Source organism: Polynucleobacter sp. 39-46-10, from assembly GCF_002282275.1.
The window spans coordinates 1-11,278 of the sequence record NZ_NCJB01000064.1; the positions used below are offsets into that span (position 1 = coordinate 1).

Annotated in this window: 17 protein-coding genes; 8 read left to right on the forward strand and 9 right to left on the reverse strand. The window is 45.5% G+C overall.

What is annotated here, in order from left to right:
• Both B7X71_RS07155 and B7X71_RS07160 read right to left on the reverse strand, forming a co-directional pair.
• Positions 1-530: disulfide bond formation protein B (locus B7X71_RS07155; protein ID WP_293600444.1), on the reverse strand; the 530-nt coding region annotated here is incomplete at its 3' end.
• A 5-nt stretch (positions 531-535) separates the two neighbouring features.
• Positions 536-688, reverse strand: a complete 153-nt coding sequence (locus B7X71_RS07160; RefSeq protein ID WP_293600445.1) for a DUF5993 family protein — start codon at positions 686-688, stop codon at positions 536-538.
• Positions 689-768: 80 nt separating this feature from the next.
• Here B7X71_RS07160 and B7X71_RS07165 point away from each other — a divergent pair, with 80 nt between their 5' ends.
• Entirely contained in the window at positions 769-1,542 is a 774-nt protein-coding gene (locus B7X71_RS07165; protein ID WP_293600446.1) for an enoyl-CoA hydratase/isomerase family protein, read from the forward strand.
• A gap of 23 nt (positions 1,543-1,565) precedes the next feature.
• Here the strand turns inward: B7X71_RS07165 and B7X71_RS07170 are convergent, their stop codons facing one another.
• The 6 genes from B7X71_RS07170 to B7X71_RS07195 all read right to left on the reverse strand — a co-directional run bounded on the left by B7X71_RS07170 (position 1,566) and on the right by B7X71_RS07195 (position 6,407).
• Positions 1,566-2,258: a fumarylacetoacetate hydrolase family protein gene (locus B7X71_RS07170; protein WP_293597868.1), complete on the reverse strand. Its 693-nt coding sequence runs from the start codon at positions 2,256-2,258 to the stop codon at positions 1,566-1,568.
• A gap of 85 nt (positions 2,259-2,343) precedes the next feature.
• A complete protein-coding gene (locus tag B7X71_RS07175) occupies positions 2,344-2,619 on the reverse strand; it encodes a SemiSWEET transporter (RefSeq protein WP_293597869.1) in 276 nt (91 codons plus the stop codon).
• Positions 2,620-2,623: 4 nt separating this feature from the next.
• Entirely contained in the window at positions 2,624-3,016 is a 393-nt protein-coding gene (locus B7X71_RS07180; RefSeq protein WP_293597870.1) for a c-type cytochrome, read from the reverse strand.
• Positions 3,017-3,090: 74 nt separating this feature from the next.
• Positions 3,091-5,004, reverse strand: a complete 1,914-nt coding sequence (locus tag B7X71_RS07185) for a ferrous iron transporter B (RefSeq protein ID WP_293597871.1) — start codon at positions 5,002-5,004, stop codon at positions 3,091-3,093.
• 2 nt (positions 5,005-5,006) lie between these two features.
• Positions 5,007-5,246, reverse strand: a complete 240-nt coding sequence (locus tag B7X71_RS07190) for a FeoA family protein (RefSeq protein ID WP_293597872.1) — start codon at positions 5,244-5,246, stop codon at positions 5,007-5,009.
• Positions 5,247-5,381: 135 nt separating this feature from the next.
• Positions 5,382-6,407: a substrate-binding domain-containing protein gene (locus B7X71_RS07195; protein WP_293597873.1), complete on the reverse strand. Its 1,026-nt coding sequence runs from the start codon at positions 6,405-6,407 to the stop codon at positions 5,382-5,384.
• 75 nt (positions 6,408-6,482) lie between these two features.
• On the opposite strand from B7X71_RS07195, the gene B7X71_RS07200 reads away from it, so the two are divergent.
• The 3 genes from B7X71_RS07200 (at position 6,483) to B7X71_RS07210 (ending at position 8,420) form a co-directional block, all read left to right on the forward strand.
• Positions 6,483-7,307: a substrate-binding domain-containing protein gene (locus tag B7X71_RS07200; RefSeq protein WP_293597874.1), complete on the forward strand. Its 825-nt coding sequence runs from the start codon at positions 6,483-6,485 to the stop codon at positions 7,305-7,307.
• A gap of 64 nt (positions 7,308-7,371) precedes the next feature.
• Positions 7,372-8,187, forward strand: coding sequence for a substrate-binding domain-containing protein (locus B7X71_RS07205; RefSeq protein WP_293597875.1), 816 nt, complete (start codon positions 7,372-7,374; stop codon positions 8,185-8,187).
• Positions 8,188-8,195: 8 nt separating this feature from the next.
• On the forward strand, positions 8,196-8,420 hold the full coding sequence (locus tag B7X71_RS07210) for a molybdopterin-binding protein (protein WP_046330336.1): 225 nt from the start codon (positions 8,196-8,198) through the stop codon (positions 8,418-8,420).
• 88 nt (positions 8,421-8,508) lie between these two features.
• On the opposite strand, the gene B7X71_RS07215 is transcribed toward B7X71_RS07210, so the two are convergent.
• Complete coding sequence (locus B7X71_RS07215; protein ID WP_293597876.1) at positions 8,509-9,090, reverse strand: hypothetical protein; 582 nt, start codon at positions 9,088-9,090, stop codon at positions 8,509-8,511.
• A gap of 183 nt (positions 9,091-9,273) precedes the next feature.
• Here B7X71_RS07215 and B7X71_RS07220 point away from each other — a divergent pair, with 183 nt between their 5' ends.
• The 4 genes from B7X71_RS07220 to B7X71_RS07235 all read left to right on the forward strand — a co-directional run.
• Entirely contained in the window at positions 9,274-9,696 is a 423-nt protein-coding gene (locus tag B7X71_RS07220; RefSeq protein WP_293597877.1) for a GNAT family N-acetyltransferase, read from the forward strand.
• 16 nt (positions 9,697-9,712) lie between these two features.
• Positions 9,713-10,132 carry a YbgC/FadM family acyl-CoA thioesterase gene (locus tag B7X71_RS07225; RefSeq protein WP_293597878.1) on the forward strand — a complete coding sequence of 140 codons (420 nt, stop codon included), beginning with the start codon at positions 9,713-9,715 and terminating at the stop codon, positions 10,130-10,132.
• Between the two features lie 22 nt (positions 10,133-10,154).
• Positions 10,155-10,748 (forward strand): hypothetical protein, encoded by a 594-nt coding sequence (locus tag B7X71_RS07230; RefSeq protein ID WP_293597879.1) that lies wholly within the window; start codon positions 10,155-10,157, stop codon positions 10,746-10,748.
• 106 nt (positions 10,749-10,854) lie between these two features.
• Positions 10,855-11,278, forward strand: a 424-nt coding sequence (locus B7X71_RS07235; protein ID WP_293600447.1) for a DEAD/DEAH box helicase, incomplete at its 3' end; no start/stop codon positions are given.

Genomic DNA, 11,278 nt, shown 5'->3' on the forward strand with positions numbered 1-11,278 from the left:
CCATCGTATTTAACAGGATCATCAGCGCAAGGACCAACGCCACACTCCAGCAGAGTCGATGCAAGATTAGCAAACACCAATAGAATAAATACGATTACCAATAGATTTGCAAATACAGAGCGTGAGCGCACATCACGATTCGGCAGCATTAACAAAATAGCAAGTCCAGCCAATAATCCAACGTAACCTACGTAAGCCCAAGTATAAAAATGTAACTCTAGAAAAGTTTTACCAAACCCCTTGTCGCCAGGCAAAACATGCAAGAGCACTTGACGTAAAGAAACCATCATCCCTACTAAGCCACCGATGATGCCCCAACCATAGTGAGCAGAATGCGCGCCACAACGAATGTTGAGTACCAAGGCAAAACCAATAATGACAAAACCCATGCGCTGCATTAAGCACAGTGGGCAAGGTAATTCACCGAAATAGAATTGATCAATAAAAGCATAGGACAGCATGCCAACTATCCCAGCCAAAGCCAATTGATTGCCAAGTGCTGCTAAGGAAGGAAAAGAATGCTTATTCATTTTCCTCACAGACTAATATTGAGATGATTGGTGGCGTGGACCATGAACCAGAACATCAGAATGCCAACGGTAATGGCAAGTATGATTAAACCAGCCAGACGTTTCTCAAACCAAACGAGGACAAGCCCAATAAAGGCTGTCAGGAAAGGTAGAAACATATACATAAATGAATTCTATCGCAGGTCGATGCAGAAGCAAAAACAAGTGATTTAAAGGGTCTTTTGTATAGAATGGGGTCATGAATTCAACCCCGCCCTGCATCGACTTCCAGTTCGAAGGGCCCATTGCCCGAATTACCTTTAATAATCCCGCATCCCGCAATGCCTTAACTTGGCCGATGTATGAAGAACTCAAGCGAATTTGCGATGCGATAGCAAATACACCAGAAATTGGAGTGGCTATTTTTAGGGGCGCCGGTGACAAAGCATTTGTATCAGGCAGTGATATCCAGCAATTTGTGGATCTTCAAGAAAATGAAGCCTACGAAGTTGCAGTAGATGTCATTTTTCATTCTTTACAGCGTTTACCTATTCCAACAATTGCACGAATTGAAGGCTTGGCCGTTGGTAGCGGTTTGCTTATTGCCACTGCATGTGACTTCAGAATATCAACTGTAGACGCGCGCTTTGGTATTCCAGTGGCAAAGACATTGGGTAACTGCCTATCGCCCAGCAATCTGTCTTGGATTGCCCATCATTTAGGTGTGCCGATGGTTAAGCGTATGTTACTCACTGCAGAACTGATTAAGGCGCCTGAATTACTAGATTCAGGCTATCTATATCAAACCACTTCTCCAGAAGAAATTGAAGGCGCGACCGAAGTGTTAGCTAACAAATTAGTAGCACTGGCTCCAATTACACAAAAAGCGAGCAAAGTAACTTTGGCTCGCTTAATGGAAAGCAATTTGCCGGATTGCACGGAGCTGATGCGAGAGACCTATAACAGCGCTGACTTCAAAGAAGGAGTGAATGCCTTCCTTGAGGGGCGCCCACCAAAGTGGCTTGGTAAGTAGTTCTCTCTAGATGCTCATTTGCATTAAACGATCTTGATTTTAAGTGGGGTAAGGCCTTCGACGCTTCCCTCTAGTACATCACCTTTTTTCACTGGGCCAACGCCCGCAGGTGTGCCAGACATAATTAAATCGCCTGGCTCAAGCGTAAATAAAGTGGAGAGGTAAGCGATGGTGTCAGGAATATTCCAGATTAATTGGTTTAAGTCGCCCTCTTGACGTACTTCACCATTAACTAAGAGCTTGACCACACCTTTATTCGGGTGGCCGAACTGAGCTGCTGGAGTAATAGCCGCACAGGGTGCGGACTGATCAAATGCCTTACCAGTATCCCAGGGGCGACCCATTTTTTTGGCTTCACCCTGTAAGTCACGACGGGTCATGTCTAAACCAACGCCATAACCATACACATGCTCTAGCGCTTTATCAGCAGGAATATTTGCGCCACCTTTACCGAGGGCAACGACCATCTCAATTTCGTGATGAACATCATTGGACAGGTTTGGGTATTGCATATCTTTGCCATCAGTCACGATCGAGTTGGCTGGCTTCATAAAAAAGAATGGCGGCTCACGATCAGGATCGTGCCCCATCTCACGTGCATGATCGGCATAGTTACGACCAACGCAATAAATACGGTTTACTGCAAAGCGGCGGGTATCACCCACTACTGGAAGGGATGGAACGATTGGTGGATCAATAACGTATGCGGTGCTCATGAATAGCCTTTCTAAGGGGTGCTTAGTTTTCAAATTTATTCGATTAATTATGACACTACTTGAATGAAGGTCACTTGAATGAACATCACCCTTGACCCTTGGTGCGCAGTTTGAGCAAAAGAATGCTTAATGCCAAGGCAAAGGTTAGCGCATTAGCCAGAATCAAAGGCCACTTCTCGATGATGAGGCCATAGATAAGCCACAAGCCGACGCCTGCAGTAAATAAGCTATACATTCCTACCGAGATTCCAGAAAGATCTCGGGTGCGCCAAGATTGAATGGCCTGAGGTAAAAAAGCAATCGTCGTCAAAAATGCAGCGCAGTAGCCAATGATCTCAATCTGATGTGGCTGTAAGTTCATTCAATTACTGCTTTTTATTGAGGCCAGCTTTACGTGACTCAATCTCTTTATTAATTGCAGCTAGGGTTTTTGCATCTGGAGTCTTCCAATTGCCACCAGCCTTATTGGCCATGTAGGCTACAGCATCAGAAAATGTTTCAATTGTCATATTGGGATTTCCGCCTTTTGCAGGCATCCCTCTTATGCCAACATAAGCATGCGCCGTGAGCGTAACCTGACCTTCAGCAATCAAAGGAGCCCACTTCGCTTTATCGCCAAACTTGGGAGCATTTAAAACACCAGAGGCGTGGCAGGCTGCGCAGACTTGTTTGTAGGTATTCTCGCCAGGCTCAGCAAATGCTGCGAGGTTGGCAGTAGAGACAGCAACAAGAATGAAGGGTCGAAGAGATAAATTCATAAGGGCACCAATGAAGGGTAAGTTGTCATTGGTGACAATTTATCTCAATTTTGCAATCAATGCCTTGCTAGGCGCTAGGCCAAACCAAAATAACTTGCGATCCTATAGGTAATAAAGGCTGCTAGGTAGGCTAAGCCAAAAAGGTAGCTCAGCATAATGACTGGGATCTTCCAGCCGCCCGTCTCCCTTTTGACGGCCGCAATTGTGGAGAGGCACTGGGGAGCAAAAACAAACCAAGCCAAAAGAGATAGAGCTGTAGCCAAACTCCAACCTTTAGAAATCAATGGAACTAGGGCATCAGCCGCATCTACTCCAGAGCTCGATAGCGCGTATACCGTTGCTAAAGAACTAACTACCACCTCACGAGCTGCCATCCCAGGCACCAAGGCGATACTGATTTGCCAATTAAACCCAATCGGCTCAAACATTACTGCCAAGGCTTGCCCCATCATTCCAGCAATACTGTATTGAATGGGTGACCCAGTCGCATTTTCAGGAGGAAGTGGGAAGCTTGAAAGTGCCCACAGACATACCGTCATGATCAGAATAATTCCGCCAACGCGACGCAAAAAAATTTCTGCACGCTGCCATAAACCAATTGCCAAATTACCTAAACGCGGTAAGTGGTAACTCGGCAACTCCATCATTAAGGCATTGAGCTGAAACTTTTCACTAGTAAAGCATTTCAGTATCCAAGCTACTGCCATAGCGCCGGCAATGCCAGCAACATACAGCAAGAAAAGTACTAAGCCCTGCAAATCCAATCCAGCCCACAATTTACGTTCAGGAATAAAAGCGGAGATCAATAAGGCATATACCGGCAGACGCGCCGAGCAAGTCATCATCGGCGCAATCAAAATCGTCACCAAACGATCCCGCGCATTGGAGATACTTCTGGTTGCCATGATTCCAGGAATAGCGCAGGCAAAGCTCGATAGCAGCGGAATAAAGGATCTACCGGATAAGCCCACCCGCCCCATCAAGCGATCCAATAAGTAAGCAGCTCTTGGCAGGTAGCCAGACTCCTCCAAAATCAGGATGAAGAAATACAGAATCAGAATCTGCGGCAAGAAAATCAATACGCCACCCGCACCAGCCAGAATTCCGTCAACCAATAAGCTACGCAGCCAATTATTTGGGAGCGCTTGAATCAAAAAGGCGCCCAGCCAATCCACCCCAGCTTCAATCGCCTCCATGGGCAAAGTGGCCCAACTAAACACGGCCTGAAAAATAAAGAAGAGAACTACAGCCAAGATGATTGGGCCAAATACCGAGTGCAGCAATACAGAATCTAGGCGATCACTTAAGCGATCAGGAATGATTTGATCTAAGCCTAGATTTTGTAATATATGTTGAACCTGCTCGTTGTCTAACTCAGTATGTGCAGTGTGATCGCGTGAGCTCTCCATACCTTCATCAACATCGCTGGCACGCAATGCAGACAAGTTTTTCCAGTCTAGCTCACTTAAATAGTGTTTGAGATCATCAGCACCGCTAGATTGAATACCCACAGTGGCAATCACGGGTAGGCCTAACTCTTGAGATAAGGCATTGGCATCCACGTTCACACCTTGACGCTTGGCAACATCGACCATATTGAGCACAACTACACATGGCAAACCTAAGCGCTTGGCAGATAAGACTAAGCGTAAATTACGTCTGAGGTTCATGGCATTGAGTACACACAGTACGAGGTCGGGACGTTTTTCACCTGCGGCATTGCCATGAAGCACATTGCAAGTGACTCGCTCATCTAAGGAGCGCGGATATAAGCTGTAGGCGCCAGGGAGATCTAGAATGCGAATCTTTTTTTCTGATGCGAGAGTTAAGCGCCCCTCTTTTCTCTCTACAGTCACGCCAGAATAGTTGGCTACCTTTTGACGACTACCTGTGAGCAAATTAAATATTGCCGTCTTTCCACAATTGGGATTACCTAGTAATGCAACCAAAGGCTCGCTTGGGAAGAAATGAATCTGCGCTTCAGACATACTTAAAGAATTTCTACCTCAACTAATCGCGCTTCGGATTCACGCAAGGCAAATGTGGATGACCCAACCCTTATCAGTATCGGACCCTGACCCAATAACCCCTTACGTAAAACCTCAACCTGCTCACCAGGGAGAAAACCAATGTCCTCCAGTTGACCGCGAATATCCTCGCACCGGTCACCTGTAGCGGCGATCTTGCTAACACGGGCTCTGATGCCCGGGAGGATCTCTTCAAGATTCATGGATGGGTAAATGGGCTGTATAGAACAATTATAACCCTATATGAGAATGAATATCATTCTCCAGAAATAGGTTTAGAGCCTCATAATCCCCTATTTAGAACGCCTAGGTATTGATTTAAAACAAAAATCGCGTGCTTATAACCAGCCAGCAATCTGTTTCTTCAGACCAATAGATTTATAGCCAGGACTAGCACTGGAGAGAACCCGGATTTTTCGGATGATTTTTGCGAGCTCGGGATTGGTACTGAGATCCTCATTCATAGCCAGAAAGAAGATTTCATCCTTGAGTTGAATGAAATCCAGACCATTCTCCAGGGCAACACTTTTAACACCCATACCAACATCGGCTTTTTTGGCCAATATCGCCGTAGCAATTGCTGAGTGGGTGAACTCCTCGTTCTCGTATCCCTTAATGCGATGTGGATCCATACCCTCTTTAGCTAAAATGGTATCCAGCAGTAAGCGGGTGCCAGACCCCTTCTGGCGATTGATAAAACGAATCTTTGATCGCAATAAATCTTTAGGCGAAATAATGTTGAGCGGGTTACCTTTGGCAACCAATAGACCTTGTACGCGTTTCATGACCGGGAATATTTGCATCCCCTCTTTTTGCAGTCGCTTAGCAATAATCTTAGAGCTCTGTGGGTCCGAGACGTGAAACCCGGCAATATCTACTTCGTAATTGAGTAGACGCTCCAAAGCCTCGCCCGATCCTGCGGTAATTAACTCAAAGCCACCAATCTCGAAAACTGCCTTTTGAATAATGGGATCACTACTACTAACAAAGCGCCACTGTTTTTTTGCCTTGACTCTAAATTGAGCAAAACCCTCCTCTAGGTGCAAGAGACTGGATTGGCCCAAGCGCATCGTCTTTTGATCAAAGTCTTCGGTAAATTGAATTAGGTATCTGGCGTATTCAGATAATTGGGATCCGTGCCCTCTTACCCTATCGATCAGCTTGAAGCCGAGCGCTTCCTCAACATCGTTTAATTTTTGCCACACATTTCTGTACGAGAGGCCCATTTTCTTGCAGGCAGACATCAGCGTTTTGCCGTGCTCAATGTCTTTTAACAGGGCGGTTAACCACACCAAATCGACCACAGCCGGGTCTTTTGCGTTTTTACTTCCAAAAACTAGGGTTGGCCGTATCTGAATTCTCATATGTAATTTTTTGCATATTGATGTTTTGTAATATGACAAATCTTAACCGAACCTACCTTAAGGAAGCGAACTCAAATGAAATTCTCATTTAACCGATTACTGGCAACCGCCATTACTGCTCTGACGCTTTTAAGCAACTCAGCTTATGCACAAGAGAAAAGCATTGTTGTGTCATCAACAACTTCGACAGAGCAATCTGGTCTTTTTGGATTTATGTTGCCAATCTTCAAAATGAAAACTGGGATTGATGTCAAAGTGGTTGCTGTTGGTACAGGCCAGGCATTAGACATTGGTCGCCGTGGCGATGCTGATGTGGTGTTTGTGCATGACAAACCTGCTGAAGAAAAATTTGTTGCAGATGGTTATGCAACCAAGCGAAATGAAGTGATGTATAACGACTTCGTGTTGATTGGACCAAAATCTGACCCAGCCAAAATTGCAGGCGGCAAAGACATCAAGGTTGCGTTTCAAAAAATCGCATCAGCTCAAGCACCATTCGTATCCCGTGGTGACAAGAGCGGTACCCATGCAGCAGAGTTGCGTTACTGGAAAGATTCTGGCGTAGCAGTTTCTCCTACCCTCGGCTGGTACAAAGAAACTGGTTCAGGCATGGGTCCAGCTCTCAATACAGCTTCCGCAATGAATGGTTACATCTTGGCTGATCGCGGTACTTGGCTTTCTTTCAAGAACCGCGGTGATTTGACAATCCTGGTTCAAGGCGATCCAAAGTTATTTAATCAATATGGCGTCATGCTAGTAAATCCGGCTAAGTTTCCACATGTGAAAAAAGCTGAAGGCCAAGCATTTATTGATTGGATCACTTCTAAGGAAGGTCAAAATGTGATTGCAAGCTACAAAATTGGTGGCGAGCAACTCTTCTTCCCTAATGCAAATAAATAATTCGCATTAAAAATTTACGCCTATTTATCGGCGCACTAGCTTCCGCTTTGTTAATGGGCTATTGATGAAAGCATCAATAGCCCATTTCAATTCTCCAAACATAGAGGCCACCTATGGGCATGGTAGCCAGAGCTTTACATTAGCAACTGGCAGCCCCGGCGAGCTAGGTCTACTGCAAGAACTTGGTGAGGCTTTTGATAAAAAAGCAGGTGCGCGACTGGCTTGGATTAAGGCAGGGAGCGGTTTCTCGCTCAAACTATTGAAAGCTCAACAGGTAGACATGATCATGGTGCATGCGCCAGATGAAGTTCTTAAAGCAATTGCTGAGGGTTGGGCAACTGGGAGAACACTCATTGGATCTAATGAGTTCTATATTGTCGGACCCAAAGCCGATGTTGCCAAAATCAAATCCGCCAGTAGCGGTGCAGATGCTTATGCCAAGATCGCTAAAGCAAAGGCTAACTTTATCTCCAGAGGCGATCAATCTGGCACACACCAAAAAGAGATAGAAATTTGGAGGAAGGCTGGAATTACCCCTGAAGGTGATTGGTATATTGGGACCCATGACTTCATGACGGCATCCCTTAAGCGAGCTAATAAAGATAAAGCCTACTTCATGACAGATAGCAGCACATGGGTAGCAGAGAAAAATATCGCTACCGACCTGCAAATTCTGTATCGTGGTGACCCCTGCCTAGTCAATACCTATGATGCCTTAGTGGCTCCTGTAGGCGCAACTAAGAATCGCGATATCGCAGCAAAATTTATTCAGTTTGTGGCATCTGATGAAGGTCAGACTATTATTCGTAATTACGGTAAGGCGAAGTACAAAGAAGCCCTCTACAATGATACTGTCTACGCCAAACAATATATTTACTAGGAGAAGTCATGGAACTTAAAGTCAAACTCAGCGCACGCAATACTCTTAGCGGTAAAGTGGTAGAACTCAAAATGGGTCAAACTACTTCTCACGTTAAGCTCGATATTGGTGCTGGTCATATCGTGACCGCCTCTATTACCAATGAGGCTGTAGATGAGCTGAATCTCAAAGTCGGTGATCAGGCTTGGGCAGTCATCAAGGCATCTGATGTCATGATTGCTAAAGACGCTTAAGTATTAACTGATATGCAAAAGGCCCGCAATGCGGGCCTTTTTCTATACTACATCAGCATTGAGTCATGCTGAACAAATCATTCAATACTTATTTCTTTGGTGTTACGAAACCAATGGCTGTGTCGTCAACAAACTCCACCATCACGTCATCACCAGCCTTGAATTTCTCAAGACCCAAAACGCTTTGATCCACTTTGACTTTTTGCTTCTCACCTGATGGCAATGTGAATGTCACGATGCGAGTTTTTGCATCGATTGTGCTGATTTTCACTGTTGCATAAACAGTATCAGTTGTCTCTTCAAATGGCTTAGCTGAGCCTTTACCAGAAACCACTACTGATCGCACCCCAGAAACACCTGGTTTTGCGCCTTTAGGGGCAGCAACCAAGCCAACTGCAATCGCTTGAGCGTGCTCAACTACAAACACATTGCCCTTCTTCACTTTATCCAAATCATTAACTTGCTTGGATACATTCATTTGAGCCAAATTACCATTTGCATCTTTGAGAACTACGATGCGCTTCTTTGCGTCTACTGAGTCAACAGTAGCAGTCAATACAACTGCTTCAGCAGCCAAAGGCAACATTTTTGCTGGGGCTTGAGCAAAAGCTGAGCCTGCAACAGCCAATCCGAGTGAGGCAACTAATGTAGCTAGTAAAGGTTTCTTCAAAGTAACTCCTAGATAAAGGTTTGTAAGGGGCGCTATTCCATCGGCACTACGAATTCATTTTAACCATGAAGTGACTTACTTATAAGCCTTAGAGCTAATATTTACACCTTAATGAGATGCAATTTGCTACATTGGAAGCTGGATGACCCGTTTACCCCAATATGGAAAGCAAAGAGATAGCGCATGATCTTGATTCAATCCTGGCAGGATGCAGGGAAGGAAGCCTTCCCAATCAGAAAGCGCGTCTTTATTGAGGAGCAGGGAGTTCCGGAGGAGATAGAGTTGGATGAATATGATCCAGTGGCCTGGCATGCACTTGCCTACCTCGACTCGCAATATATTGGAACCGCTCGCCTTGTTCCCTTGACCGGGAATGTCGGGAGAATTGGACGCATGGCAGTATTACCGAAATATCGCAAACAAGGTCATGGTGGACGCTTGCTTAATGCCCTGCTTGATCAAGGCAAAGCGAAGGGCATCACTCAGTTTGAACTACATGCCCAGCTATCAGCCATTGCCTTTTATGAGCAATTTGGGTTTATTGCACAAGGTGCTATCTACGACGAAGCCGGAATCGCACATCGCGATATGATTCTGAGTATCTAAAGCCCTTTTAATCACCATGACTCAGACTTCCAACCCACCCTTCCTCTTTCGTGTTTGTTACTCGGATACCGACGCAGCAGGATTTGTGTATCACGCTCGTTATCTGGAGATTTTTGAGCGCAGTCGCTCTGAGTGGCTTCAGCAAAGAGGCTTGAGTCCAACAAAACTAGTAAATGAATTTGGGATCGTTCTTCCTGTTCGTGAAATCACGATGAACTTTCATCGTCCGGGGCGTTTGGATGATTTGCTGAGCATTGATCAAGTGATTGAACATCGTGGTCGCACTCAAATTGCCGTCAAGCAAACCGCGAAACGCATTGTCGAAGGAGTTGAGCCAGAGCTCATTGCCAGCGCCCTACTGCATATTGTTTGTGTCGATACCACCACCCTCAAACCCAAGGGTCTGCCTGATTGGTTATTTGCAGCAGATCAGTAATATCTTAATTTAGGAGCTTTATATGCAAGAAGGCAAGTTGCTGACTTTTGTAAAGGGTCTCGCCACGCTGCTTGAAACTAATCCGAGCGAAGAAATCGTTTTCTCCAAAGGAAAAACGCTCCTTGAAAATTTAATCAAAGAAGATGACTGGTTGCCAGAAGAGTTTTGCAAGCCGCATCCACAGTACTACCAGCAATATTTACTCTATGCAGACCCACTCGATCGTTTTTCAGTGGTCAGCTTTGTTTGGGGACCCGGTCAAAAAACTCCACTACATAACCACACTGTCTGGGGCATGGTGGGTCAACTGCGCGGACAAGAGCGTAGCGCTAACTATTACCGCCAAGCAGATGGCAGCTATGAGGCTGATGGATCCTTTGTTTGTATACCAGGTCAAGTGGCTAGCGTATCACCCGACACACACGATATCCACGTAGTCGAGAACGCCTTGAGTGACCAAATCTCGATTAGCATCCATGTTTATGGCGGAAACATTGGTCGTATTCAGCGAGCCGTATTTGACCCCATGACAGGCGCAGAAAAATTATTTATTTCTGGATATGCCAATTCAGTAACACCCAATCTCTGGAATACAGCTGATAACACTGCCAGATAGCTTAGAATACGAGCTCTTTCTGCAAACATACTCCAAGTGTGGCAGCTCACCCCATTGACCGGGACAGTCGTTTAATTGAATACGGGTCAATATTTATTTGGCCCCTATGTTATTTACAGATCTTGGTTTATCAGAATCCATTCTTCGCGCGATTAGCGAAGAAGGCTACACTAGTCCTACCCCCATTCAAGAGAAATCTATCCCCGCTGTATTAAAGGGCGGAGATTTACTGGCTGCCGCTCAAACTGGTACCGGTAAAACTGCAGGCTTTACTCTGCCGATTCTGCAGCACTTAAGCAGCATAGCCAAAGCTGGTGGTAAACGTCAGTTACGCGTATTGATCTTGACCCCCACCCGTGAGTTAGCAGCTCAAGTTCAAGAGTCTGTCGTGACTTATGGCAAATATACTGGCCTCAAATCAACAGTCATTTTTGGCGGTGTCGGAGCCAACCCTCAAATCAAAGCGATTGCTGCAGGCCTCGATATCTTGGTGGCAACACCAGGTCGCTTGTTGGATTTAATGTCACAGA